This is a genomic window from Shewanella olleyana, from assembly GCF_023283825.1.
Taxonomy (GTDB): Bacteria; Pseudomonadota; Gammaproteobacteria; order Enterobacterales; family Shewanellaceae; genus Shewanella; species Shewanella olleyana.
Window position 1 is genome coordinate 25,678 of sequence record NZ_JAKILD010000011.1, and the last position, 26,126, is coordinate 51,803.

Here is a 26,126-nt window from a genome sequence, read left to right on the forward strand (position 1 = left end):
TACTTTATACCACCTTTAAAGATTTAACAATATGACCAGATCTACAAAGAAATTAGTACATTTAACTACCGTGCATAATCCTTATGATACTCGTATTCTCAGGCGGCAATGTAAATCCTTGTCAGAAGAGGGCTATGAAGTCATTTTATTAAATGCCAAAGGAGTTAATGAAAACTTCGATGGTGTTCAAATTAACGCTTTTGATGATGTTACAAGTAGAATTAAAAGAATGTCTTTTACTATGATAAAGTCTTTTTTTGTATCAAAAAAATTAAATGCTGATCTTTATCATATTCATGATCCTGAGCTAATTTTTGTAGGTTTAGTTCTACGATTGTTAGGTAAAAATGTCATTTTTGATATACACGAAAACTTTATTGGAAAGATTGAAGCTAGGCCTTGGCTTAATAAATATTTGTCGAAGTTATTTATTGCTTTTTATAAGTTTATTTTGAAAAACTTAATGAATAAATTTTCTGCTGTCATTGTTGCCGAAGAGTCTATTGGCAGCACCATTAATATTAAGTCTTGTCCATTAGTATTAGTTAGGAATTTCCCTGATTTATCTTTTATCAAATCTATTGAAGTAGAAGAGGAAAGGAAACCTAATAAGGTGTTTTATTCGGGAGGGTTAACACCTAACCGCGGTATAGAACAGGTTATTAAAGCTGTTATATGTTCTAAAAATGATAATGTTAGATTAGTTATCGCGGGTAAAGCCAACCCAAGTGTATTAAAAAGAGTTGAGTCTTATTTAAGTCATGAACGAATAAGCTATCTTGGTGAGATCCCTTTTGAACAGATTGTCTATCACATGAAAACCAGTTCTGTTGGGGTTGTTTGTAATCAAAATATATTTAACTATCAAAACGCATTACCGAATAAATTATTCGAATATATGTCGGCTGGTTTGCCTGTGGTTTTTTCAAACTTCAAACTTTGGACTGATTTGAATGATAAATATAAGTTTGGTTTATCTTGCTCCTCTAATGATCCCGTTTCGATTTGTGAATCTATAGATTCTTTATTGACTGATTTTGATTTAAATCTTGAACTCTCTGGCAATGGAAAAAATGCTGCAAAACAAATGTCATGGGAATCAGAATTTCTAAGTTTAAGTAGCCTCTATAAGGATATTTTATATAATGATGTATAAGTTTAGTCGAATCCTAGTTTTATCTCCACATACTGACGATGGTGAGATAGGAGCAGGTGCTTTTATAAATAAGTTAATCCAATCGGGAGCGGAAGTTAAATATATAGCTTTTTCTAGTTGTAAAGAATCATTACGAGATGGTTTTGAGCCTGATACTCTAGTCAAGGAATGTCAATTAGCTACAGCAACTCTTGGAATATCGAATATTGAAATTTTGGATTATCCAGTTAGAAAGTTTAACGAGCATAGACAATCTATATTAGAAAAACTCATTAAAGTGAGAGCAAAATTTCAGCCAGACTTAGTTATTGTTCCTTCTTCAAGTGATATACATCAAGATCATAGCGTTATTTTCAATGAAGGCCAAAGAGCTTTTAAAAATACCACTCTTATAGGTTATTTTTTTCCTTGGAATTGCATAAATTTTTCAGCAGATTTAGTCGTAGAAGTCAGTGCTGATGATGTCAAAGCTAAAGAGAATTCCATTGCCTGTTATAAAAGCCAGTCTCATCGCTTTTATGCACAAGAGGGTTATATGAGAAATATGTGTCAACAACAGGGAAGTAATACTGGCTTAGGTTTTTCAGAAGTATATGAAGTTATCAGATGGGTTATTAAAAATGAATCAGCCTAATATAGTATTTATAGGTGGGACAGGTCGCTGCGGAACGAATGTAATAAAAGATATTTTAAGCCTTAATCAAGACGTTGGTTCTTTACCATTTGAAACTAGATTTACAATTGACCCAGATGGATTAATTGATTCTTTGACTGGTATCACTCAAGCTTCAAGCCCTTTTATTGCAGACCTGAAAATTAAACGGTTAAAAAGCTTTTTAAAACAATTATCAACCAAAAATTCAGCCTCTCTGATAGATAAAAGTTATTATGCTGACTGGGAGTTAAGTAAGCATTTTCATAATTATGATGAATTGGTTGATAAATTGATTAAAGGGGTTAGCCATTTTACTTACACAGCAAAATGGCCTGGTGCGTTAAGTAACAATAGTTTGATGTATCATTCAACTGATGCTTCAACTATAGAATTTGAGTTTTCGGAATTTATAAATACTTTATATTCTGACTTTCTTTATAGAAATAATAAAAAAATATATGTAGAAGACAATACTTACAATAGCTTATTCATTGATAAACTTCTTCATTTATGTCCGAATGCAAAGTTTATCCATATGGTGAGAGATCCAAGAGATGTAATTGCGTCATATATCGGCCAAAGGTGGACACCTACAGATTTAGCTGATGTTATTTATTTTTATAAAAACCTAATTAATAGTTCAATCAAAAACGAAAGGAAACTTAATTGTGATAGTTTTATTCGGATAAAGCTAGAAGACCTATGTAAGGAACCTAAGCATGTTTTAAATAAACTATCTATATTTTGTGGAATAGATTATGTCGAAGAATTTTCAAAGTTTGATTTAACTCGATCAAACTCTGGTCGCTGGCAAACTCAGTTTTCGACAACAGAAATAGAATTCATTACTGAGACATTACAAGATGAATTGACTATGTTAGGTTATAGCCAATGAAAGCTCAGTTGATATTTGTGATCGGAGCTGCCCGCTCAGGAACTCATCTTGTCGGGAGTACACTCTCTAAAATTTCAAATAATACTCAGTATCTTGCAGAAATAAATGAGTTTTGGAACAAGTACAATTTAGATAGCTCGATAGATACTTTTAGGTGTGTAAATGAATTTCCAGATTCTATATTAGAAAAGGCTAGAGCTGATTTTTTAGATTTAATAGATCTTGATGCAGACTTTGTTATTGAAAAAACAGCAGCAAATTCGTTGCGAACTGATTTTTTAGTAAAATTATTTCCAGATGCCAAATTTGTATATGTCTATCGTGATGGTAGGGATGTGGTAAATTCTGTAATCAAAAAGAACCTAGGTGATTCAAGAAAAGTTACAGTAACTAGTAGTAAGAAAGAGCCCATAAAGAATAAAATTGTTTTTCTGTATCGGCGTATACTAGATAAATTGCAAAGTCCCACTTTTAGTTTTAGTTATTTCGCGAAAAACTATAAATACTATACTTCATTAGTACTCGGTCTTTTTGGTTATAGAACTAAGTTTTATTGGGGGCCGAGGTTTACGAAGTCGAGAATAAATAATTTACATGAGTACGCAGAACTACAATGGGTAGCATCATGTTGTAGATCAACTAAAGACCTCAAAAACTCTAATTCTTTTAACATTTTGTTTGACGACATCATAAATGATAGGTCAACGGTGGAAAAGTCGTTAGCTAGTTTTATTGGAGCGAAACAGAATAGTGTAGTTTTTCATCTTAAGTTTTCTAGTTCTGATAAGTTAAGTAATAGAAATAGTTACAAAGCTCATACAAAAAGTTTTATTTCAACAATGGATAAGATGAATAATGAATTCCCGAGATAAAGATTTAGTATCTATCATCACACCGAGTTACAAATCTAAACGTTTTATACAAGAAACAATCGATAGTGTAATGAGTCAAAGTTATAGTAATTTTGAAATGTTAATAGTTGATGATTTTTCACCTGATGGAAGTGCTGATTTCATAGAATCAATTTTGCCTGACAAACGATTCAAGTTATTCAAACTCGATAAGAATGTGGGTGCAGCTGAAGCTCGTAATGTTGCTTTAAGAGAAGCTAAGGGACAATATGTTGCTTTTCTAGATAGTGATGATACTTGGGAGCCAAGTAAACTTATGACCCATATTAATTATATGAAGTCTTCGGATGCGGCTTTTACTTTTAGTTCATATAATACTTTATTCGAGGATGGTAAAAGAACCGGTAAAGTCATTCACTCGGTTAGTAAAATTGATTTTAATGGTTATATGAAAAATACAATTATTGGTTGTTTAACGGTTGTTATTGATGCGAGTAAAGTAAAACCTTTTACAATGCCAAACCTAAAATCTAGTCATGATATGGCATTATGGGGCGATATACTTAAAATTAACTATATAAATGCGCATGGCATACCAGATGTGCTAGCTAATTATCGTTTAGTTAGTACATCTAATACGGCTAAAAAAGGTAAAGCTGCTCATGATGTTTGGAAAGTCTACACAGAATATTTTAAATTCAACTATTTAAAGAGCTTTTGGTTTTTTATTAATTATGCATTTAATGCGTGTAAAAAAAGGATTTGAAATGAAGAGGTTTTTTGATTTTTTTGTTTCCTTTTTTGGTATTGTATTTTTTTCTCCTGTTATTTGTATAGGTTGGCTTTTTGCAACTTTTAGTACAAAGTCTAACGGATTTTTTGTACAAAAAAGAGTTGGTTTAAATGGTTCTATTTTTTATGTATACAAATTAAAAACCATGGTTTCAGTTTCTGAAAATACTTCATCAATAACAGCTCTAAATGAATCTCGTATTACTAAAACTGGCCAAATACTTCGCAAGTATAAAATTGATGAGCTCCCACAACTTTTCAATGTATTGTTGGGGCAGATGAGTCTTGTTGGGCCTAGGCCTGACGTACCAGGTTATGCAGATTGTTTAATTGGAGATGACAGGGCAATACTAAGTTTAAGACCAGGAATTACCGGTTTGGCAACACTTCACTTTAAAAATGAAGAAGAAATACTACTTAAGGTAGAAGATCCTAAAACATTTAATGACTCTGTAATATTTCCATTAAAAACAAAGATTAATTTAAACTACCTTCAAGAGCATACAATGAAATTAGATATTGACTTAATTCTAATAACGGTAATCGGACGCTCGTTATTTGGAACTATCGTTACCCCATTTGAACAGCCTGATGATTGTGTTTCTAAACTAGGAATTCAAAATGCTTAATACCCCTTTTTCAACTTGGCCTTCTTTCACAAAGGAAGAGTCAGATGCTATTAGTCGTGTTTTACTCTCGAACAAAGTCAATTATTGGACTGGTAATGAAGGGAGAAGCTTTGAGGATGAGTTTTCTTCTTGGACTGGATGCAACTATTCTGTTGCTCTAGCTAATGGTACTTTAGCTTTAGATATTGCATTAAAAGCTTTAAAGATTGGTAATGGTGACGATGTTATAACAACACCTAGAACTTTTTTAGCATCAGCATCAAGTATCGTTACTGCTGGTGCTAATCCAGTATTCGCTGATGTTGATTTGAATAGTCAAAATATTACTGCTGATACAATTGAAGCTGTTTTAACTGATAATACTAAAGCGGTAATTGTTGTCCACCTAGCTGGAATGCCTGCTGAAATGGACGATATTATGGCTTTATCTAAAAAGCACGGCTTTAAAGTCATTGAAGATTGTGCTCAAGCTCATGGGGCAAAATATAAAGGTCGTAGTGTCGGCAGTATTGGGCACATTGGAGCTTGGTCATTCTGTCAGGATAAAATCATGTCCACCGCTGGAGAAGGTGGCATGGTAACTACTAATGATAAGGCCCTCTGGAATTTTATGTGGTCTTATAAAGACCATGGTAAAAATTTTGACTCTGTTTATAACAGCGATCACCCTCCTGGATTTAGATGGTTACATGACAGCTTTGGAACTAACTGGAGAATGACTGAAATACAAGCTGCAGTTGGTAGAATTCAGTTAAAACGAATGAGACACTGGACTGAGCAGCGTCAAAGAAATTCCGAAGCGATAAATAAATCAATTAGTGATATTAAAGTTGTCCGTGCTATTAATATACCTGATCACATCAATCATGCACATTACAAACATTACATGTTTATAAAACCTGAGTATTTGGCTGATGGGTGGTCTCGAGATCGAATTGTAAATGAAATTATTTCTCTTGGGGTGCCAGTTTATCAGGGCAGTTGTTCTGAAGTTTATCTTGAAAAAGCTTTCGATGATACAGGCTGGAGACCAAATAAGCGTTTAGAAAATGCAAAATTACTTGGTGAAACTAGTTTAATGTTTTTAGTCCATCCCACTTTAACTGAAATCGAAATTAATAAGAGTTGTTCTGTCATCAGAAAAGTTTTATTAGCGGCACAGAAGTAGATATTATGAAAATAGCAATTGCAGGAACTGGATACGTAGGTTTATCAAATTCAATGTTATTAGCTCAAAATAATGACGTTATTGCTGTCGATATTTTGGAAGAAAAAGTCAGTTTGTTGAATAATCGTATTTCACCAATAGTAGATAGTGGGATTTCGGACTTTTTAAAAAGAGATGACATTTCATTCCGGGCTACATTAGATAAGAATGAAGCTTATGTTAATGCTGAATATGTGATTATCGCTACACCTACTGATTATGATCCGCAAACTAATTACTTTAATACCTCGTCAGTTGAGAGTGTCATTAAAGAAGTAATGAGTATCAACAAGAATGCTGTAATGATCATTAAATCAACGGTACCGGTTGGCTTTACGGCTAGAATAAGCGAAGAGTTAAAATGCAGCAATTTAATTTTTTCTCCTGAGTTTTTACGTGAAGGGAGTGCATTATATGACAATTTATATCCTTCTAGAATTATTGTCGGAGAGCAAAGTGAAAGAGCACGAATATTTGCAGAGCTGTTAACACAAGGTGCATTAAAAGAAAATATTAAAGTTTTATATACTGATAGTACTGAAGCTGAAGGGATTAAATTATTTTCAAATACATATTTAGCCCTTCGTGTAGCTTATTTTAATGAACTTGATTCTTACGCAGAGTCTCATGGTTTAAATTCTCGTCAAATCATCGAAGGTGTATGCTTAGACCCAAGAATTGGTGAACATTATAATAACCCTTCTTTTGGTTATGGTGGCTATTGTTTGCCTAAAGATACCAAACAACTTAGAGCAAATTATAAAGACGTACCTAATAATATAATTAGTGCAATAGTTGATTCTAATACCACACGAAAAGATTTCATCGCAGAGTCTATTTTGAAAAAAAATCCCAACTGTGTTGGTGTATACAGACTCATTATGAAAACGGGTTCAGATAATTTTCGTGCATCCTCTATTCAAGGTATAATGAAAAGAATTAAGGCTAAAGGAATAAAAGTCGTTGTGTATGAGCCAGTGCTTAAAGAGAAGTCTTTTTACAACTCTAAAGTGATAGAGTCTTTAGCTGATTTTAAACAACAATCTGATGTTATTATATCAAATAGGTTAGTTGATGAGATTTTGGATGTTAAAGATAAGGTTTACACAAGAGACTTATTTTCAAAAGATTAAATTTTGTTCTTATTTATTAATTATAAATATAAGTCGATTTAAACATTGTTACGTATAATGTTTATATATTTGGAAGTTGCTTGTATTTAAATACAGTATTTGAAATGGCTCTAAATTAATAGGATTAGATTTTCATGAAAGAAGATAGATTAACGCACTTAAGAGCACTCGAGGCTGAGTCAATTCATATCATGCGTGAAGTTGCTGCAGAATTTGATAATCCTGTAATGCTTTACTCTGTTGGTAAAGATTCGTCAGTATTACTGCATTTAGCGCGTAAAGCCTTTTACCCAGGTAAAATTCCTTTCCCACTTATGCATGTAGATACAAACTGGAAATTTCAAGAAATGATCCAGTTTAGAGATCAAATGGCTGAGAAATACGATTTTGACTTAATTGTGCATAAAAACCCACGTGGAATGGAGATGAATATCAGCCCTTTCACACATGGTAGCGCTAAGCACACCGATATCATGAAAACGGAAGGCTTGAAGCAAGCTTTGGATATGCATGGTTTTGATGCCGCTTTTGGTGGTGCACGCCGTGACGAAGAAAAGTCGCGTGCTAAAGAACGTGTTTATTCATTCCGTGACAATAAGCATCGCTGGGATCCTAAAAACCAACGTCCTGAGCTTTGGAATATATACAACAGTAAAGTAGATAAAGGTGAAAGTATTCGTGTGTTCCCGTTATCGAATTGGACTGAGTTAGATATCTGGCAGTATATTTACCTTGAGGGTATAGAAATTCCTTCACTATATTTTGCTAAAGAGCGTCCTGTAGTAGAAAGAGATGGTACGTTAATCATGGTAGATGACGATCGTATGGAGCTGAAAGAAGGCGAAACAGCAGAACAAAAAATGGTTCGTTTTAGAACACTTGGCTGTTACCCACTAACTGGTGCTGTCGACTCTGTTGCACAAACCTTACCTGAAATTATTCAAGAAATGCTTTTATGTACAACATCAGAGCGTCAAGGTCGAGTTATTGATAACGACTCAGCAGGTTCGATGGAGAAGAAAAAGATGGAAGGTTACTTTTAATCTTAAATCCATACTTCCCTTGCTTAGTAATAAAAGCTTTAACTACTTTTAAGCAACTATAGTTGCGAAAAACGATCAAAATTTAAGGAAAGATTGATGTCTAACAGTACGTCTCTTATTGCTTCTGACATTGAAGCATATTTAAAAGTTCATGAAAATAAAGACATGCTCCGTATCTTAACCTGCGGCAGTGTGGACGATGGTAAATCAACGTTAATTGGTAGATTGTTGTTTGATAGCAAAATGATTTTTGAAGATCAGATGGCTGCAATTGAAAAAGACTCTAAACGATTTAATACCACTGACGACTCTTTTGACTTAGCTTTATTAGTAGATGGCTTGCAGTCAGAACGTGAGCAAGGTATTACCATTGATGTTGCTTATCGTTATTTTGCAACGGAGCAACGCAAGTTCATTATCGCTGATACTCCTGGTCATGAACAATATACGCGTAACATGGCAACTGGTGCTTCAACTGCTGATTTAGCCATTATCCTGATTGATGCTCGTCACGGTGTTCAAGTTCAAACTCGCCGTCATAGTTTCATTTGTTCTCAGCTAGGTATTAAGCACGTAATTATTGCAATTAACAAAATGGATGCTGTTGATTACGAGCAAAGTGTTTATCAAAATATTAAAAAAGAATACCGTGAATTTGCAGAAGATTTGTCTTTTGAAGATGTTCGTTTTGTCCCTATCTCCGCGTTAAAAGGTGATAATGTCGTAAACGAAAGTGAAAATATGACTTGGTATCCCGGTTCTACCATGATGAAGTTACTGAACACGGTTACCATTAACCGTGATGTATCGAGTGCATTTAGAATGCAAGTTCAGTATGTGAATCGTCCTAACCTTGATTTCAGAGGCTTCTGCGGCACGATCGCTTCAGGTGACATTCGCGTCGGTGATACCGTAAAAACCTTACCATCAGGTAAAGAAAGCAGGGTTAAGTCTATTGTGACCTTTGACGGTAATATCGAAAAAGCTTCAGCTGGTATGGCAATTACTATCACTCTTGAAGATGAAATTGATATCAGCCGCGGCGATATGCTAGTTAGACCTCATGAGCTAACATCTTCAGCTAGCCATTTTGAAGCTGACGTTGTATGGATGACAGAAGAAGCACTACACGTTGATCGTGAATATGCGATTAAAGTGGGTAGCAAATCTGTTTACGGTTATGTTGAGGCTGTAAACCATCGCGTTGATGTGAATACCCTTGAAGTTTCAGCTGCAACTCAGCTTGAGTTAAACGAGATGGGTAGCTGTAATTTTGCTGTCAATGAACCTGTTCAATTTGATGCTTATGGTACTAATCGTTCAACTGGTGCTTTTATCATTATAGACCGTTTAACTAATGTCACTGTTGGCGCCGGCATGATAAGAAATGAGATTTCTGGTAAAGAGTCAACGAAGGGTTCTGAGTATTCAGAATTTGAAGTGGAATTTAATGCATTAGTAAGAAAACACTTCCCACATTGGGGCGCTAAAGTGATAGGTTAACCAATCTAAGGTGTTCACTTCAAAGGGCTGCTATGCAATTAATGATGCTTGCAGCCTTTTTGTTTCCATCAATTTATTTTGAAGATTTTATGTCCATAGACGCGTATTTAACGATAACGATTTTCTTATTCACTATTATAGGGCTGTTAAAGTTTCAAAATAGGCCAGCTGCTGTTTTTGGTGTGACCTTGTTATCGCTAGTAGCAAGTGGGTTAGTGACTAAGTCTCAGTTATTATCAAGTATCGCTAACCCAGGCCTTATTACACTTATTTTGCTCATCGTTTGTTCCTTTGCTTTAGAAAAAACTAAATTGCTGCGAATAATTGCATCAAAAGTCATTCTTGTTGGCTATAAAGCAACTTTTTTACGTTTATTTGCTGTGACAACAGCGTGCTCAGCATTGCTAAATAATACTGCTGTCGTTGCCACTCTTTTATCGCCTATACGTAATAACCCTCATCATTTTGCTAGCAAATTACTATTACCCCTTTCTTATGCTGCCATTTTAGGGGGAACCCTGACTCTTATTGGTACTTCGACGAACTTAATAGTAAATAGCTTATTCATTGATGCAGAAGGCCATTCTCTAGAGTTCTTTTCATTCTCCGCAATAGGCATCATATTGGTTGTTGGTTGTGGTTTGGTATTAGCACTTTCTGTAAGATTTTTACCTGAAAACGAGCATCAAGTGGATGGTAGAGAAGGTTACTTTATCGATGCCAAAATTGTTGAAAACTCTGAACTAATACACCGTTCTGTAGAAGATAACGGTTTACGCCACTTAGAGTCGTTATTTCTTGTAGAAGTTGTAAGAGACGGCCACTTAATCAGCCCCGTATCTCCCACTGAAATTCTTCAGCAAAACGACCGACTGATTTTTAGTGGAGATATCACCAAAGTTGGGCAATTGAGTCAATTTTCTGGTTTAGAGACGTTTGCCCATACCAATGACTTAAAAGATTCAAATTTAACCGAAGTTGTTGTCCGACAAGAAAGTATTTTAGTGAGAAAAACATTAAAAAATGTTGGTTTCAGAGCACTCTTTGATGCTGCTGTTGTTGCTATTAGAAGAGATGGTGAGCAAGTTTCTGGTAAGTTGGGTGATATTGAGATCAAGGCTGGTGACTTTTTGGTTTTGGCTGCTGGTGATGACTTTAAGTCACGACGAAATATTAGTAAAAACTTTATTGTTTTGACAGGGGTTGAAACTGAGAAGCGCCTTAATGGTTGGAAAGCTTGGTTATCAGTAGGTGGATTTATACTTACGATAGCTTTAGCTGCCTTCGGTATGATCGACTTGTTGGAAGGTCTTGTTATATTACTTGGTGGTTTGCTTTTTAGTCGTTCAGTTAATGTCAATGAAATTATGCGGCGGTTTCCTGTAGATATATGGTTAATTGTATCATCTGCAATTTTACTTTCTCATGCTTTGGTTAATGCTGGAGTAGTGGAGTACATGGGGGATTTTGTTAACCACAGTGTTGATAAAGAACATGCCTATATTGCTTTAATTCTAATATATCTTTTAACCTGGCTAATGACTGAGCTTGTTACTAATAACGCAGCAGCTGCGTTAATGTTTCCAATTGCATATAGTTTAGCCTTAGGGTTTGGTGTCGATATATTACCTTTTGTGATGACTGTGGCTTTTGCAGCGAGTGGCAGCTTTATTAGTCCTTATGGGTATCAAACTAACTTGATGGTTTTTAACGCTGGTCAATATAAATTAAAAGATTTTGTGAAGGTTGGCTTGCCAGTCAGTTTGACGTATGGCGCAATTGTTATTATTACAGTGCCGATCTTTTTTCCATTTTAAATAGGCTTTATAAAGGATTCTCATGTCTCATACCCCGTATAAAGAAGTCGATGTTCAAGGTGAGAAATCATCTGATGTTGTTTGGCATAACGCTAGTGTGAGTGCTTCGGATAGAATAAATAAAAATGGCCATAAGCCTGCTGTTTTATGGTTCACAGGCTTAAGCGGTTCTGGTAAATCAACTGTAGCCAATGCCGTTGATAAAATGCTTCATGATTTAAACTGTAAAACTTACGTGCTCGACGGTGACAATGTTCGCCACGGTTTGAATGGTGATTTAAGCTTTTCAGATGCGGATAGAATTGAAAATATTCGTAGAATTGGTGAAGTCTCTAAATTATTCGTTGATGCAGGACTAATTGTGAGCACTGCATTTATATCTCCTTTCCACAAAGATAGAGAGATGGTTCGCACGCAGTTAACTAAAGGTCAGTTTATTGAAGTATTTATTGATACTCCAATAGCGGTATGTGAGCAACGGGACCCTAAAGGTTTATACAAGAAAGCCCGTGCTGGCGAGATAAAAAACTTTACCGGAATCGACTCTTCATATGATGTTCCTTTAAATCCAGAGGTGCATGTTAAAACTGCTGAAAAGGATATAGAAGCTTGCGCTAAGCAAGTCATCGACTATTTAATCGCTAACCAATATATTGTTGAAGGACAATAATCAGATGAACTTTGATGTATTTAATGGCGACGCTGATGGTATTATTGCTTTAATTCAGTTGCGTTTAGCGGACAACAAGTCGAGTACTTTAATCACCGGGGTTAAACGTGATATTGAACTTTTAAAGCAAGTTGAGGCTAACAAAGGGGATAATGTTACTGTGCTTGATATCTCTATGGAGAAGAACATTGAACCTTTACAAGCATTGCTAGAAAATGGTGTTAATATTTTCTATGCAGATCATCATCGAAGCGGTGATATTCCCCGTCACACCAATTTAGATGCGCATATAAACCTTGATGCTAACTGCTGCACCTCATTAATTGTTGACGAAGTACTCAAAGGGAAATTTCGCAATTGGGCAATAACGGCTGCATTTGGCGACAACCTTTTTGCTAAAGCAAATGAATTGTGTGAGCTTGAAGGCTTATCTTCGCAGCAATCTGAGCAGTTAAAAGAGCTAGGAACCCTTATCAATTACAATGGCTATGGTGCCAATGTCACTGATTTACATTTTCATCCGGCAGATTTATATAGGGCTCTTTTAAAATATCCTTGCCCATTTGAAGTTATCAAGGATCTTAACTCACCTTATTATGTTTTAAAGTCTGCATATGACAAAGATTTTGAAAATGCTAAAGCTATTGACGCAAGTGTAGACGATAACAAAATAGCAGTATTTGAATTGCCAAACACCACTTGGGCTAAAAGGATCAGCGGTGTATATGGTAATTACCTAGCCAATGAAGCACCAAGTCGGGCGCATGCAGTACTAACCGATAATAATGATGGTTCTTACACTGTTTCATTACGGGCTCCTTTAAATAATAAACAAGGGGCGGGTGATATTTGCAGTCAGTTTGCAACAGGTGGAGGGCGGTCTGCTGCAGCAGGTGTGAATAAACTCCCTAAGGGTCACATAAAAGACTTTATCAAAGCTGTAGAATTATATTATTCATAAAAATTTCATCACAACATGTTAAGTTTTCTTGAATAGCATTTATTTATATATTTTAAGTAATATTTCAACTTTGTATTTATTTCAACTAAGTATTATTTCGGAGCCAGTAAATGGACTTTTTAAACAATATATTTAGGCTTCCTAGGTTTCAAAAGCGTCTGATTAGCTTGGCTATTGATTGCTCTTTCATCTTAGTTGCTTTTTGGGCTGCTTTTTTTGTCAGGGTTGATGATGTTAGTATTTTTTCTAACTTGAATAACTGGTTATTAATTAGTTTAATAACTCCAATAACTCTTATAACATTTATCAAATTAGGACTTTATAGGGCTGTTTTAAGATACCTAGGTATACAGGCACTTACAGCCGTTTTACTAGGTGCAGCTATATCGACTTTTTCATTGGTTATTCTTGCTTATTTTACCAATACAGACTTGCCTAGAACTGTTCCAATAATCTACTTTTCATTTATTTTAGTATTGACGGGTGGAACTCGGTCTTTATTTCGTTCAGCGATTGGAACGGGTACTAAAAAACAAGGTGAGCCAGTCATAATTTATGGAGCAGGTGTCAGCGGTAGACAATTGATGACATCTTTAATGCAAAGTCATGAATATTACCCTTATGCCTATGTAGATGACGATGAGTCTTTACATGGCACTGTTATTTCAGGAATCCATGTTCATTCGCCTTCCATAATTCGAAAGTTAGTACAACAAAAGTCAGCCACAAAAGTGCTTTTAGCGTTACCTAGTGCTAGTCGCTCTCGTAGGCATGAAATACTGTCAACATTAGAGCCTTTAGCAGTTCAAGTGATGACAATTCCTGCTATGGCAGATCTAGTCAATGGAAAAAAATTATTCAGTGATATAAAAGAGGTAGGAATTGATGACTTACTTGGTCGTGATTCGGTTGCTCCTCGTGATGATCTCTTAAAAGCTAATATCAAAGATAAAGTTGTAATGGTTACTGGTGCTGGTGGCTCTATAGGTTCAGAATTGTGTAGACAAATTTTTAAACAATCTCCTAAAAAGTTAGTCCTTTTTGAATTATCTGAATATGGTTTATACACAATTGAACGTGAACTTTTAGCGTTAAAAACTTCACTAGGAATTGAAGTTGAAGTTATCCCTATGATTGGCTCAGTTCAAAAAGAAAATAGAGTTACAGCCATAATGGAAGCTTTTAAGGTGCAGACGGTTTACCATGCGGCCGCCTATAAACATGTCCCTTTAGTTGAACATAATGTAGTAGAGGGAGTTCGTAATAACGTCTTTGGTACCCTATACACCGCGAGAGCGGCTATTAATGCAAAAGTTGAAACTTTTGTATTAATTTCGACAGATAAAGCAGTGCGCCCTACAAACGTAATGGGCACAACCAAGAGAATGGCTGAGTTAGTGCTTCAGGCCTTTGCTAAAGAAAAACATGATACGCGTTTTTGTATGGTTAGGTTTGGTAATGTTTTAGGCTCCTCTGGATCTGTTGTACCACTGTTCAGAAATCAAATTGCCAATGGTGGTCCTCTGACTGTTACTCACCCAGATATCACTCGTTTTTTTATGACGATTCCGGAAGCTTCTCAGTTAGTTATTCAAGCTGGAGCTATGGGTAAAGGTGGAGATGTGTTTGTTTTAGATATGGGCGAACCTGTAAAAATAGTTGATTTAGCCACCAAAATGATTCATTTGAGTGGTTTAGAAATCAAAAATAGTACAAATTTAGATGGTGATATTTCAATCGACTTCTCTGGCCTACGTCCAGGAGAAAAGCTTTATGAAGAGTTATTGATTGGTGATGATGTGACTGGTACAGAACATGAAAGGATTATGACTGCGAATGAGATCAATCTAGACTGGTCTGAATATTCAATTATCCTTGACTGCTTAGATACAGCTTGTCATGAGTTTAATCATGAAGAAATCCGTGAGATTTTATTAAAAACGCCAACTGGATTTAACCCTACAGATGGTATTTGTGACTTAGTTTATCAGCAAAAAAACTCTTTAGACTCTGATTTTAAAAATGTGATTAAACTTGGCTAGTTAAATAAAGTCTATTTTTGATGCTGTTAATTAATGCTTTATAAGTAAAAGCATTTAACAATTAGTTAAGGAATAATAATGACTGTTTTGGTTACTGGAGGGGCTGGTTATATAGGTAGCCACACTATCGTAGAACTTTTGAATTCTGCTGCGAATGTGATTGTTCTAGATAATCTCTCCAATTCAAGTCTTGAAAGTTTAAATAGAGTAAAAAATATCACAGGTAAGGCGGTTAAGTTTTATAAAGGTGATATTTTAGATAAAGCTTTGTTGGTTAAATTGTTTACCGAAAATAATATTGATTCAGTTATTCACTTTGCTGGTTTAAAAGCTGTTGGTGAGTCAGTTATACAGCCACTGACTTATTACACGAATAATGTCACAGGTACGATTTTGCTTTGTGAAGTCATGGCACAGTTTGCGGTAAAAAAATCTGGTATTTAGCTCTTCTGCTTCGGTTTACGGTGACCCGGCCAGCTTACCTATTGTTGAATCATTCCCTACTTCAGCCACAAACCCTTATGGTCAGTCGAAGCTAATAGTTGAGCATATACTTGCTGATTTGTCGCAGTCTGATCCTAACTGGAATATTGCTTGTTTGAGGTATTTTAATCCGGTCGGCGCACATGAAAGTGGCTTAATTGGTGAAGACCCCAACGATATTCCAAATAATTTAATGCCGTTTATTTCTCAAGTTGCTATTGGCAAAAGAGAAAAGTTAATGGTATTTGGTAATGATTATGAAACCAAAGATGGCACGGGTGTAAGAGATTACATCCATGTGGTAGATCTGGCTTTAGGGCATCTAAAAGCGCTAGAGAAGCTAAAGTTAAACAGTGGTTTTGTCACTTATAACTTAGGTACCGGAGTAGGTTATAGTGTTTTAGATATGGTACAAGCGTTTGAACAAGCCTCACTGAGAAATATAAATTACGAGATTGTTGCTCGCCGAGCTGGTGATATTGGTGCTTGTTATGCAGATCCGTCAAAAGCGAAAGCTGAATTAGGTTGGGCTGCTACTCATAATCTAGAAGATATGGTCAATAGTAGCTGGAAGTGGCAATCTATGAATCCACATGGTTATAGCTAAACATCCCCTAAGATTTTTTAATCAACTTATTTGTTTTTTAGTTAAGACTAGTGTTTATTTTAACTTTAAAATGATAGTTTTTAATTAATTTAACTAAATAAATTTTAAAAGCTGATTTCAGTATAATTTGAGCTAGAAATACGTATTGTTTGTTAAATAGGTTTAATTAATGGAGTAGTAATGTCTCGTAAGTATTTTGGCACCGATGGTGTGCGCGGTAAAGTAGGTGACTTCCCTATTAATCCGTCTTTCGCAATGAAATTAGGTTGGGCTGCTGGAACCGTTTTAGCATCAGCAGGTACTAAAGAAGTGATTATTGGTAAAGATACTCGTATTAGTGGTTATATGCTTGAAACTGCGATGCAAGCAGGCTTTTCTGCGGCAGGTATTAACTGTGCGCTTGTTGGCCCTATGCCTACACCTGCTATTGCCTATTTAACATCGACGTTTAGAGCTGATGCAGGCGTGGTGATCAGTGCTTCTCATAATCCTTATTATGATAATGGTATTAAGTTATTTTCAAACTCGGGCACTAAATTAAATGATGCTCAAGAGTTAGAGATTGAGCATCTACTTGATCAAGCAATTAACCATGGTGCGATGACATGTGTTGATTCTGATAAATTGGGCAAGGTGCGCCGTATATCTGATGCCGCAGGTCGTTACATTGAGTTTTGTAAAGGCACATTTGATAAATATAAGTCATTGACAGGCCTTAAAATTGTGGTTGATTCAGCCAATGGCGCGGCTTATCACATCGCTAAAGACGTTTATGCTGAGCTTGGTGCTGAAGTGATTAGCATTAATGACAAGCCTGATGGGCTGAATATTAACGAACGTTGTGGTGCGACCCACTTAGACAGCCTGCAAACTGCTGTTATGGTTCACGAAGCAGACCTTGGTATTGCCTTAGACGGTGATGCCGATAGAGTATTGTTTGTTGATCATAACGGTCATGCCGTTGATGGTGATGAAATCCTATTTATTTTGGCTCAAGCTGCACAAGCTAAAGGTGAGTTACAAGGTGGCGTGGTAGGTACACTGATGTCTAATTTAGGCCTTGAATTAGCCCTTAAAGAGATGGATATCCCTTTTGTTCGCGCTAAAGTCGGTGATCGATATGTGGTTGAACAATTAAAAGAGACAGGCTGGCAGTTGGGCGGCGAAGGTTCAGGCCATATTTTAAGCTTAAAACACACCACTACAGGCGATGGTGTTGTTGCATCACTGCAAGTGCTTGATGCGGTAATTGAGTCAGGTAAAAGCTTAGCAGATGTTAAATCTGGTATGACAAAACTGCCTCAGGTACTGATCAATGTTCGCTTAAATGCTGACAATGCCGATAACATTATTGCTTCTGATTCTGTTCAGCAAGCGGTTGTGGCTGCAGAAGAATTTATGGGTGATAGAGGCCGAGTTTTATTACGTAAGTCTGGGACTGAGCCATTAATTCGCGTGATGGTTGAATCAACTTGTGCAGAGATGACTCAAACTCAGGCGCAAAGCATCGCAGATGCTGTAAAACTTGCGGGTTAATCGTTAGGTTAAAGCTAGGTTTAAAAATCAGTTTAAACTGAGCTTAAACTAAGTTAAAAATTAATCCTAAATCAAATTATCAATGCCAGCGTAATATACGCTGGCATTGTTGTTTTCTTTGATATAATTCTTTGTTCAGATATTCAGTCATTCCCTTTCAAATAGGACAACTATGCTTTTAATCACCGGCGGTGCAGGTTTCATTGGCGCTAATTTGATTCATTATATTTTAAACAATACCAATGAATCTGTGGTGAATTTAGATGCATTAACCTATTCAGGTAATCAAGCATCTTTAACAAGTGTTGAAGCAAATCCTCGCTACCATTTTGTTCATGGCAGTATTTGTGATTCGGATACTCTGCAGCGTATTTTTTCGGAATATAAGCCAACAGCAGTGATGCATTTAGCGGCTGAAAGTCATGTTGACCGTTCTATTGAAGGTCCTGCTGATTTTATTGAAACTAATATCGTAGGAACATTTAAGTTACTCGAAGTTGCAAAAGACTATTGGCTTTCTTTAGATGCAGAGAATAAACCCAAATTCCGGTTTATTCATATCTCCACTGATGAAGTGTATGGTGATTTAGGCCAAGGTGAACCGGCATTTAATGAGTTAACTCCCTATAAGCCAAGTTCACCTTATTCAGCTTCAAAAGCTTCCTCTGACCACTTAGTCAATGCATGGCATCGAACCTATGGTTTACCCGTTGTGATGAGTCATTGCTCGAATAATTATGGCCAGTTTCAATTCCCTGAAAAGCTCATACCACATATGATTTTAAATGCCCTGGCTGGTAAACCTTTGCCTGTTTATGGTGATGGCTTACAAATTAGAGATTGGTTACATGTGGAAGATCATGCGCGTGGATTAGTTAAGCTTCTCACTCATGGGAAAGTTGGCGAAGTGTATAATATTGGTGGGCAGAATCAGGTAACAAACCTTGATGTCGTCCGCCAAGTTTGCAAGTTATTAGATGAATTGGCGCCAAGTAAAGGGAAGCATAAATCATATACCGAGTTGATTACTTTTGTGACCGATAGACCTGGGCATGATGTTCGTTATGCAATTGATATCACTAAAATACAAACAGAGCTTGGTTGGCAACCTACAGAGTCCTTTAAATCGGGCTTACGAAAAACTGTGCAATGGTATTTAGCTAATCTAGACTGGTGTCAAAATATCATAGATAACGGTTATCAATTGAAGCCATTTGACAGAGTGAACCCAGAGTAATGACACAAGCTAAATCATCGCTATATAAAGGTATTATTCTCGCTGGTGGCAGTGGTAGCCGACTTTATCCTATTACTTTTGGCACCTCTAAACAGCTGTTACCTGTTTATGATAAACCAATGATTTACTATCCGTTATCAGTTCTGATGTTAGCGGGTATTCAGGATGTATTAATCATTTCAAGCCCTGAAGATCTTGCAAATTTTAAACGCTTACTGGGTAATGGCGAGCAATTTGGGATTAAGATTAGTTATGAAAAACAAGCCTCACCCGATGGTCTGGCTCAAGCATTCTTAATTGGTGAATCATTTATCGGTGATAGTAATGTTGCGCTTGTGCTTGGAGATAATGTTTTCTACGGACAAAGCTTTAGTGAACAACTCAAAAAGGCGGTGTCGAAACAGTCTGGTGCCACCATATTCGGATACAGAGTGAGTGAACCTGAACATTTTGGGGTAATCGATTTTAATAATGATGGACAAGTCATCGATATCGAAGAAAAGCCCTTAAAGCCTAAATCAAACCATGTTGTCACTGGATTATACTTTTACGATAATGAAGTGATTGATATCGCTAAATCCCTGAAACCTTCTATAAGAGGTGAGTTAGAAATAACTGATGTGAATTTGGCATATCTTAATCGAAAGCAGCTGAATGTTGAGATACTGGGCCGAGGTTTTGCTTGGTTAGATACGGGTACCCATGACTCATTATTAGAGGCAAGTCACTTTGTGCAAACAGTTGAGAAGCGCCAAGGTCTTAAAGTAGCCTGTTTAGAGGAAATTGCATTTATCAATCAATGGATTGATGTGACGCAACTTAAGCTGCAAGCTCAGCGCCATAAACAAACGGCTTATGGAGATTATCTAATGCTAATCGCACAAGAACAAAGTCATTCATATGAAAAGCCATAAAACCAGTAACAGCATGAAAATCATTGAAACATCACTGGCAGATGTCAAAATTATTGAGCCGCAAGTATTTAATGATGACAGAGGTTTTTTCTATGAAAGCTTCCAAGCTGAACGCTACCAAAAAGCGTTAAATATCCCAAAGCCTTTTGTGCAAAGTAATGTATCTCAATCTAAACAAGGGGTTTTAAGAGGACTTCACTTTCAAAGACAACAACCTCAAGGAAAACTCATCAGCATCATTAGTGGAAGTATCTTTGATGTCGCAGTAGATCTACGCAGGGACTCAGAAAACTTTGGCAAGTGGATTGGAGTTGAGTTATCAGCAGAAAATAAGCGCCAAGTTTGGATACCTGAAGGCTTTGCTCATGGCTTTGTTACATTATCTGAGCTTGCTGACGTGGAATATAAATGCACTGATTATTACGCGCCTCAACACGAAGCATCCTTACTTTGGAATGATTCTGACTTGGCGATTGGTTGGCCAGTTAAATCTCCGATTTTATCTGAAAAAGACCAGCTGGGTTTGAAATTAAAGGATTTAAAGCTTGAGGAGTTACAGGTTCGTCATAAAGATATTAGTCATATAAATATAAGCAATATAAATAATCGAGAGTCCGAACAGTGAAGGTTTGGTTAGTTGGAGCCGCTGGTCAGCTAGGTAAGAGTATCATTGAGTTCAATGATAATGAACTTGCACCAAAAGGGCAGTTGCTTAATTTTATTGCCACAACAAAGTCAGATGTTGATATATGCCAGTTGGCATCAATTTCAGAGTTTGTTAATAAAAACCACCCCGACATTATTGTAAATGCTGCTGCCTACACGAACGTTGAGCTTGCTCAAACAGAAACTGCTTTGTGTATGCAGGTAAATGCACACGGCGCGGCTAATTTAGCGATAGTTGCCAGTGAGGCAGATATTCCACTTATCCATATTTCAACGGATTACGTGTTTGATGGTCAGGCTAGTGTGCCTTATTTAGAAGATGATAAAACTGATGCAATCAATACTTATGGACAGTCAAAACTCCAGGGCGAGGAATTAATCAGAAAAACGTTAGCTAAGTATCTTATTATCCGTACTTCCTGGCTTATTAGTGAGCGTGGACATAACTTTTTCAATACAGTTCTACGATTATCCAAGCAGCACCCGCAGCTAACCATTATAGATGATCAAGTTGGTTGTCCTACTTATGCCAGTGATTTAGCTGAAGCAATTTGCAGCTTAATAATATCTATAGCTAAAGGGCAAAAAGAGTGGGGGACATTTCATTACTGTGGTGATACAGCAATGACTTGGTATGAATTAACTCATCAAATTTTAGATGAAGCCGTTGTTCATTCTAAAATTACGTTAAAACCTAAAGTAGTTGCTATTTCTTCAGAAGAATTTGCTGCTCGCAATCAAGTTCAAATAACAAGTCAAGCTAAAATACCCAATCAAGACCAAGCTAAAATAACAATTGAAAATCAAGCGGTAAGACCTAAATACTCAGTATTGAATTGTCAAAAAATCAATGACACTTGGGGAATTAAATCCCCCAATTGGTCAGGTTCTTTAAAGCGACTTGTTCAAAAGCTCTAATTTGAACTTTTAACTCTAAATTTAGCTCTAGCGCTTTACCATTCTCGCAACATACATTCCATCGCTGTTGGCTTCATAAGGCCAAACAGTGATGTGCTTGCTTTGCTCTTTGGTAAAAGGGTGAGTGCTCACTACAAGTTCAAATTCAGTATTAGTTGCTAAAAATTGCGTAACGACCTCTTCATTTTCAAGAGGTGATAATGAGCAGGTTGCATAAACAAGCGTTGCTCCCGATTTAACTGCTTTGGCACTTCGGGTGAGGATATCTAACTGAAGCGCTGGTTTGTCATCGACACAGCTTCTGTCATCAATCCAGCGCATATCTGGGTTTCTGCGCCATGTGCCGGTACAGCTGCAAGGTGCATCGACTAATACGCCATCAAAGCTATTTTTATCAACTGGCAGTTCATCACTTTTCCAGCGTGCAATTGAGATGTTGTCAAAGCCAGCTCTTTTAGCACGCTTATTTAACTCTTCAAGAGCTTTCGAGCGAATATCTGATGAGATGATGCTACCAGCTGACTTTGAGCCTTTAGCGTCTTGAAATTGTTTTGAGCGAAGCTGTAAGGTTTTACCGCCTGCACCGCTACAGGTATCCCACCAATTTTCATCCGCTTTGGGCTGACAGACATTACCAATCACTTGTGAAGCTAAATCTTGGATCTCAAGTTGACCATTTTTATAAAGTTTTACTTCATTTAAATTGATACTTTTACTGCCAAGGCTTATCGCATCGTCGAAGTAACCACTTACACTTGCGTCAATTTGCGCTTGTTGTAACTCGTTAATCGCTTTGTGGGTATCGTACTTTTGCACACGCGCCCAAATCGGTGGACGTGAACTCATCGCTTCGATTAGCTCAATTTGTTGAGCGATATCTTCAATCGGGCAAACATCCCAGAACCAATCTGGTACTAGTTGCTGTTCTTTAAATTCAATATCAGCAAATAGTTGATTCATTAGCTGATTTCTATTGCAGACAGATAACGTCTTTGTTTCTTCTATAGTAGGATTAGCTTGAGCAATGAAATCTGCAATGGTTTGAAGTTGCTCATTGCGAAAACCCGCAAAACCTTGCCAAGCTTCAGCAAATTGCTGCCAGTTATGTTGCTCTAATAGGGCGCAACTACTTAGCATTTTAAACCAAGTTTGTTCGTCATGTTGCGAACCTAACTGCTTAAACCAGCCCCACCAACGAAATAATCCAAATAAGGTTTCGCGAATTACGCGGCGGTCTTTCGAGCCATGCTTTTTATGTTCCCTAAAGTAATTAGCTACAATTCTGTCCGCAGGCATTTTAGTGTCTAACACTTCATCAAAGAGTTTTTTAATGGTACTCGAATAGCTCAGAGCTCTTTTTTCTGCGGGTGTTGTAGCTTGTATTTGGGAATGATTTACTGGCTGCATCTTTGACTCTAACTGTGGTTACCAAAGCGTATTGAAAGCTTTTGGTAACGCGAAATTAATTGAGCTGCAGTTTACCATGTCTTTAAATGGGGTTGAATAAGTATCACCGCTCGTATGAACTCTTCTACTAAACATGCTTTGCTTTAAAGAGATCTGTTTAAAGTGGCTAGTTAAAGTTTGATTAAAAAGGATGGTCGACCATAACCCAAGCATTGGTATTCTCATCAGACTGAGCCACATCAAAACGCACCACAATCCCTGCTGTTAATGCTCTAAGTGATACCCCATAATCGTATTTCATATCCGTGAGTAACTCCTCTGCCGTATATGACTCACCAACTCTACCTGCTTCAACAAAGCCGACTAATTGGAACCAATCAAGGCGTAAGAATTTAAGCCAGTTTACATCTGCTATGGGATTATATTTTAGCGTATAGCGATACTCCGCAGTGCCGTAAATTGCAGCTTTATCGTGGAAGCGATGACTATCAAATCCTCGCATACGGTAGAAGCCACCTAAATTTGCCCCTTCACTATGAGGTGGATTATTATTAGCCTTGCTCCCACCTTGGTCATCGTACTCTAATTCCCAAGAGGGCGAATAACCCGTCCAAAAGTTTACCGCTAAAATACGTTGTGAAGCATAGGTTGATTCACCAAATGAGAAGTACTTGCTGGCTTCAAATTCGAAAAATGTCCAAGAATGATCAGACTCAAGCCAACCAGCATCGTGTGAGACTGAGATATACTGTTTACTGCCATAGCTTGGGTTAATGGAAAAGTCTGTATTATCGTACAGAAGCCCTAATTCGATGGCATGCACTGCGCCATCGAGTTCTTCATCATCAAATTCGTAGCTTTCATAACGGTTAAATTGTTTCAAGACTGCAACGGTTGCGCCGGACTCAAGTGGGTTCCATACTTTGCCACCAGATGGCTCTGAGGTTAGTAAACCTGCGGTTAGTTCATAGTTGACTCGGCCTTTATCTCTTGTGGCTCCAATGGGTAAAGCGTATTCGAGTTTAATATCCCACCAATTTGATGAGCCATCAGCTTGAAGAAACTGCTCATTTGAGGAGTAATTACTGCCAGGTCTCGGCGTGCCTTGAGGGATATAATCCCCGCCTGATGCATAAGCTTTTTGCTGTGGATAATAGCCCATGAATCCAACTAAACTGACAAAGAATCTCTCGGTTGACGGAAGCTGGTAATTCCAAATACCGCCTCCTGCGCCATAACTGACATCTCCACCATAGACAGTTCCACCCACTGTCATTTGATCTTGGTAATAACCACTGGCCATTGCGCCTAAGCCTAAGTTAACTCCCATAGAGTCTGTGCTGAAAATGTAAGGTAGCAGGAGCTTCTCTGCACCCGTATCAGGAGTCTCTGAGCGATTAACGGCAGACTTTACATTAGCTGAAGCGGCTATAGAAGAATGACTAAATAGTAATAAAGCAGCTGACACGACTATGACTGATAAGGCGTTGGCTAATGTATTCGAACCATTTATTGATTTTACAAAACGAGTGCAGTGGCGTTTATTCATCATTAGCGATCCCTGTTATTACATGGGGTTCAAAGGAAAGGTTTGTTGTTGATTTGTTTGTGTTTTATTAAATAATATAGATTGTTAGTGCGAAAAGGTACAGGTATTAAATGAATTTCGTGCCTATAGAACAGTGACTGAAGAACTTTGAAATGAGCTGTTGGAAACGCTAACTATCGAGTTAGCGTTTTATCAGTTTGTTAAATGGTATTTGAGGAGTAATCAAAGACAAAAAATGATTAAAAATCTAAATCTAGCGCAAAACAAAGATAACCCATTAACAGAGACGTTTTCTCAAATTCTTTAGCGCAGTAATCAACAAAGCCATTATCACAGACTTGTTCAATACTAATGGGTTTTATAGCAATAAAATCTTTGCGCTTTAATTCATCAATCAGCGGATGGTCTTTATCAAAGCCCCGTGGAGGTCGAATAAGACTATCGCCTGATAATTCAAATCCCGCTTTATCTAATGCTAATAATGCTTTTTTGTAGCCGTTTGGGTTTTCATCAATACAGTGTCGAATGGCATTTAAGGCTTTAGATTCAGGGTGCCAGATCCCCGCAGCAAGAAAACAGCTATCATTGGCTAAGTGTAAGTATAGCCCAGGAGCGTGGACATCTTTCCCTTGAAAATGTCTAAACTGAATACCAACGTTTAATTTGTAAGGGCTTTTATCTTTACTGAAACGGCTGTCGCGTTGTGGTCGCATCATGCTACCACCCACTTTTTTAGGAACGGCAGTTAGGCGAGGGGATAAATTTAGAATAGGCCCTTGCATGGCCTCAATAAATTTCAAAGTCGGGGTTCTGACTTTATCTTCATAATCTTGCTGATTGGCCTTAAACCATTCTCGATCATTGTTATTGGCAAGTAGGGTTAAAAAGTCAAAGCTTTGCTGAGAGTACATAACAAATCCTAAAAAAGATGAAGTTAAAGTGTGCCATAAAAAGTCACTAATTTACGATATTTTTAGGAATACAGTTCTTTGTTAATCAAGTCTATTTAAGCAAAGCTTGACCTGTGATGATGTTGAGGCGTCAGCGATACGCTGAATTTAACCGCGCTAAAACGCGTCTGACTTTAAAAGTATTACAAGCTTCAGTGGTTGAATTATATTCTGCATTAATACTTCTACTAATGTCATATGATACTGTGTGTTAAAACGTCAATATTAATTTACTTTGATGTTTTTGCCTGTTATGTCTCAAGTTGTTTGTTGTTTTTAGGTGTTTCGAAATATATCTAATCTCAGCTTGCTTACTGTTGTGAATGGTTTTTTTTTATATCGGATGTTTTTTTTGTAGTATTTTTAAACTTTAGGAGTATTATGCGCTTCCAAATTGACTGAGGTTAGGTTATTAACTTGTTGCTAACCTAAAAATTCGTCAGTTTGGTTAAATTTGATACTTTATATGGCTATGATACTGTCTAGGTATCCATATAAAGTTTGT

The 26,126-nt window shown here is 36.9% G+C and carries 22 protein-coding genes and 1 pseudogene; 20 read left to right on the forward strand and 3 right to left on the reverse strand.

Annotated features, from left to right (window positions below):
• Window positions 1-31 precede the first annotated feature (31 nt).
• The 20 genes and pseudogenes from L2735_RS09485 to rfbD all read left to right on the forward strand — a co-directional run bounded on the left by L2735_RS09485 (window position 32) and on the right by rfbD (window position 21,715).
• A complete protein-coding gene (locus L2735_RS09485; RefSeq protein ID WP_248984468.1) occupies window positions 32-1,156 on the forward strand; it encodes a glycosyltransferase in 1,125 nt (374 codons plus the stop codon).
• Window positions 1,146-1,790: a PIG-L deacetylase family protein gene (locus L2735_RS09490; RefSeq protein WP_248984469.1), complete on the forward strand. Its 645-nt coding sequence runs from the start codon at window positions 1,146-1,148 to the stop codon at window positions 1,788-1,790. The genes L2735_RS09485 and L2735_RS09490 overlap by 11 nt, the downstream gene beginning before the upstream one ends.
• A complete protein-coding gene (locus L2735_RS09495; RefSeq protein WP_248984470.1) occupies window positions 1,750-2,706 on the forward strand; it encodes a sulfotransferase family protein in 957 nt (318 codons plus the stop codon). Before L2735_RS09490 ends, L2735_RS09495 begins: the two co-directional genes overlap by 41 nt.
• A complete protein-coding gene (locus L2735_RS09500) occupies window positions 2,703-3,578 on the forward strand; it encodes a sulfotransferase family protein (RefSeq protein ID WP_248984471.1) in 876 nt (291 codons plus the stop codon). Before L2735_RS09495 ends, L2735_RS09500 begins: the two co-directional genes overlap by 4 nt.
• Entirely contained in the window at window positions 3,562-4,323 is a 762-nt protein-coding gene (locus tag L2735_RS09505) for a glycosyltransferase family 2 protein (RefSeq protein ID WP_248984472.1), read from the forward strand. The genes L2735_RS09500 and L2735_RS09505 overlap by 17 nt, the downstream gene beginning before the upstream one ends.
• A 1-nt stretch (window position 4,324) precedes the next feature.
• Window positions 4,325-4,978 carry a sugar transferase gene (locus tag L2735_RS09510; RefSeq protein WP_248984473.1) on the forward strand — a complete coding sequence of 218 codons (654 nt, stop codon included), beginning with the start codon at window positions 4,325-4,327 and terminating at the stop codon, window positions 4,976-4,978.
• Window positions 4,971-6,146, forward strand: a complete 1,176-nt coding sequence (locus tag L2735_RS09515) for a DegT/DnrJ/EryC1/StrS family aminotransferase (protein ID WP_248984474.1) — start codon at window positions 4,971-4,973, stop codon at window positions 6,144-6,146. The genes L2735_RS09510 and L2735_RS09515 overlap by 8 nt, the downstream gene beginning before the upstream one ends.
• Before the next feature lie 5 nt (window positions 6,147-6,151).
• The gene (locus L2735_RS09520) at window positions 6,152-7,318 is read left to right on the forward strand and encodes a nucleotide sugar dehydrogenase (protein WP_248984475.1); all 1,167 of its coding nucleotides are present in this window, start codon (window positions 6,152-6,154) and stop codon (window positions 7,316-7,318) included.
• A 134-nt stretch (window positions 7,319-7,452) separates the two neighbouring features.
• Window positions 7,453-8,361: a sulfate adenylyltransferase subunit CysD gene (cysD, locus tag L2735_RS09525; RefSeq protein ID WP_248984476.1), complete on the forward strand. Its 909-nt coding sequence runs from the start codon at window positions 7,453-7,455 to the stop codon at window positions 8,359-8,361.
• 96 nt (window positions 8,362-8,457) lie between these two features.
• The gene (gene cysN, locus L2735_RS09530) at window positions 8,458-9,864 is read left to right on the forward strand and encodes a sulfate adenylyltransferase subunit CysN (protein WP_248984477.1); all 1,407 of its coding nucleotides are present in this window, start codon (window positions 8,458-8,460) and stop codon (window positions 9,862-9,864) included.
• 89 nt (window positions 9,865-9,953) lie between these two features.
• On the forward strand, window positions 9,954-11,681 hold the full coding sequence (locus L2735_RS09535; protein ID WP_248984567.1) for an SLC13 family permease: 1,728 nt from the start codon (window positions 9,954-9,956) through the stop codon (window positions 11,679-11,681).
• A 22-nt stretch (window positions 11,682-11,703) separates the two neighbouring features.
• Window positions 11,704-12,351, forward strand: coding sequence for an adenylyl-sulfate kinase (gene cysC, locus L2735_RS09540; RefSeq protein ID WP_248984478.1), 648 nt, complete (start codon window positions 11,704-11,706; stop codon window positions 12,349-12,351).
• Window positions 12,352-12,355: 4 nt separating this feature from the next.
• Window positions 12,356-13,312 (forward strand): DHH family phosphoesterase, encoded by a 957-nt coding sequence (locus L2735_RS09545; protein ID WP_248984479.1) that lies wholly within the window; start codon window positions 12,356-12,358, stop codon window positions 13,310-13,312.
• Window positions 13,313-13,422: 110 nt separating this feature from the next.
• Entirely contained in the window at window positions 13,423-15,354 is a 1,932-nt protein-coding gene (locus L2735_RS09550; RefSeq protein ID WP_248984480.1) for a polysaccharide biosynthesis protein, read from the forward strand.
• 78 nt (window positions 15,355-15,432) lie between these two features.
• A pseudogene (galE, locus tag L2735_RS09555) lies at window positions 15,433-16,444 on the forward strand (UDP-glucose 4-epimerase GalE).
• A gap of 180 nt (window positions 16,445-16,624) precedes the next feature.
• A complete protein-coding gene (gene glmM / locus L2735_RS09560; RefSeq protein ID WP_248984481.1) occupies window positions 16,625-17,980 on the forward strand; it encodes a phosphoglucosamine mutase in 1,356 nt (451 codons plus the stop codon).
• Between the two features lie 172 nt (window positions 17,981-18,152).
• The gene (gene rfbB / locus L2735_RS09565) at window positions 18,153-19,217 is read left to right on the forward strand and encodes a dTDP-glucose 4,6-dehydratase (protein ID WP_248984482.1); all 1,065 of its coding nucleotides are present in this window, start codon (window positions 18,153-18,155) and stop codon (window positions 19,215-19,217) included.
• Window positions 19,217-20,131, forward strand: a complete 915-nt coding sequence (gene rfbA, locus L2735_RS09570) for a glucose-1-phosphate thymidylyltransferase RfbA (protein WP_248984483.1) — start codon at window positions 19,217-19,219, stop codon at window positions 20,129-20,131. The genes rfbB and rfbA overlap by 1 nt, the downstream gene beginning before the upstream one ends.
• A gap of 13 nt (window positions 20,132-20,144) precedes the next feature.
• Complete coding sequence (gene rfbC, locus L2735_RS09575) at window positions 20,145-20,756, forward strand: dTDP-4-dehydrorhamnose 3,5-epimerase (protein WP_248984484.1); 612 nt, start codon at window positions 20,145-20,147, stop codon at window positions 20,754-20,756.
• Window positions 20,753-21,715, forward strand: a complete 963-nt coding sequence (gene rfbD, locus L2735_RS09580; RefSeq protein WP_248984485.1) for a dTDP-4-dehydrorhamnose reductase — start codon at window positions 20,753-20,755, stop codon at window positions 21,713-21,715. The genes rfbC and rfbD overlap by 4 nt, the downstream gene beginning before the upstream one ends.
• Window positions 21,716-21,742: 27 nt before the next feature.
• On the opposite strand, the gene L2735_RS09585 is transcribed toward rfbD, so the two are convergent.
• From L2735_RS09585 to L2735_RS09595, 3 genes are all read right to left on the reverse strand, one after another.
• Window positions 21,743-23,122, reverse strand: coding sequence for an RsmB/NOP family class I SAM-dependent RNA methyltransferase (locus L2735_RS09585; protein ID WP_248984486.1), 1,380 nt, complete (start codon window positions 23,120-23,122; stop codon window positions 21,743-21,745).
• A 181-nt stretch (window positions 23,123-23,303) separates the two neighbouring features.
• On the reverse strand, window positions 23,304-24,674 hold the full coding sequence (locus L2735_RS09590) for a BamA/TamA family outer membrane protein (protein ID WP_248984487.1): 1,371 nt from the start codon (window positions 24,672-24,674) through the stop codon (window positions 23,304-23,306).
• A 236-nt stretch (window positions 24,675-24,910) separates the two neighbouring features.
• Window positions 24,911-25,582, reverse strand: coding sequence for a DUF2461 domain-containing protein (locus tag L2735_RS09595; protein ID WP_248984488.1), 672 nt, complete (start codon window positions 25,580-25,582; stop codon window positions 24,911-24,913).
• Window positions 25,583-26,126 lie beyond the last annotated feature (544 nt).

Bases quoted from the DNA above. Each gene is read 5' to 3' on its own strand.
- L2735_RS09485 (WP_248984468.1), top strand. From the start codon at position 32: ATGACCAGATCTACAAAGAAATTAGTACATTTAACTACCGTGCATAAT.
- L2735_RS09490 (WP_248984469.1), top strand. From the start codon at position 1,146: ATGATGTATAAGTTTAGTCGAATCCTAGTTTTATCTCCACATACTGAC.
- L2735_RS09495 (WP_248984470.1), top strand. From the start codon at position 1,750: ATGAAGTTATCAGATGGGTTATTAAAAATGAATCAGCCTAATATAGTA.
- L2735_RS09500 (WP_248984471.1), top strand. From the start codon at position 2,703: ATGAAAGCTCAGTTGATATTTGTGATCGGAGCTGCCCGCTCAGGAACT.
- L2735_RS09505 (WP_248984472.1), top strand. From the start codon at position 3,562: ATGAATTCCCGAGATAAAGATTTAGTATCTATCATCACACCGAGTTAC.
- L2735_RS09510 (WP_248984473.1), top strand. From the start codon at position 4,325: ATGAAGAGGTTTTTTGATTTTTTTGTTTCCTTTTTTGGTATTGTATTT.
- L2735_RS09515 (WP_248984474.1), top strand. From the start codon at position 4,971: ATGCTTAATACCCCTTTTTCAACTTGGCCTTCTTTCACAAAGGAAGAG.
- L2735_RS09520 (WP_248984475.1), top strand. From the start codon at position 6,152: ATGAAAATAGCAATTGCAGGAACTGGATACGTAGGTTTATCAAATTCA.
- cysD (WP_248984476.1), top strand. From the start codon at position 7,453: ATGAAAGAAGATAGATTAACGCACTTAAGAGCACTCGAGGCTGAGTCA.
- cysN (WP_248984477.1), top strand. From the start codon at position 8,458: ATGTCTAACAGTACGTCTCTTATTGCTTCTGACATTGAAGCATATTTA.
- L2735_RS09535 (WP_248984567.1), top strand. From the start codon at position 9,954: ATGTCCATAGACGCGTATTTAACGATAACGATTTTCTTATTCACTATT.
- cysC (WP_248984478.1), top strand. From the start codon at position 11,704: ATGTCTCATACCCCGTATAAAGAAGTCGATGTTCAAGGTGAGAAATCA.
- L2735_RS09545 (WP_248984479.1), top strand. From the start codon at position 12,356: ATGAACTTTGATGTATTTAATGGCGACGCTGATGGTATTATTGCTTTA.
- L2735_RS09550 (WP_248984480.1), top strand. From the start codon at position 13,423: ATGGACTTTTTAAACAATATATTTAGGCTTCCTAGGTTTCAAAAGCGT.
- glmM (WP_248984481.1), top strand. From the start codon at position 16,625: ATGTCTCGTAAGTATTTTGGCACCGATGGTGTGCGCGGTAAAGTAGGT.
- rfbB (WP_248984482.1), top strand. From the start codon at position 18,153: ATGCTTTTAATCACCGGCGGTGCAGGTTTCATTGGCGCTAATTTGATT.
- rfbA (WP_248984483.1), top strand. From the start codon at position 19,217: ATGACACAAGCTAAATCATCGCTATATAAAGGTATTATTCTCGCTGGT.
- rfbC (WP_248984484.1), top strand. From the start codon at position 20,145: ATGAAAATCATTGAAACATCACTGGCAGATGTCAAAATTATTGAGCCG.
- L2735_RS09585 (WP_248984486.1), bottom strand. From the start codon at position 23,122: ATGCAGCCAGTAAATCATTCCCAAATACAAGCTACAACACCCGCAGAA.
- L2735_RS09590 (WP_248984487.1), bottom strand. From the start codon at position 24,674: ATGATGAATAAACGCCACTGCACTCGTTTTGTAAAATCAATAAATGGT.
- L2735_RS09595 (WP_248984488.1), bottom strand. From the start codon at position 25,582: ATGTACTCTCAGCAAAGCTTTGACTTTTTAACCCTACTTGCCAATAAC.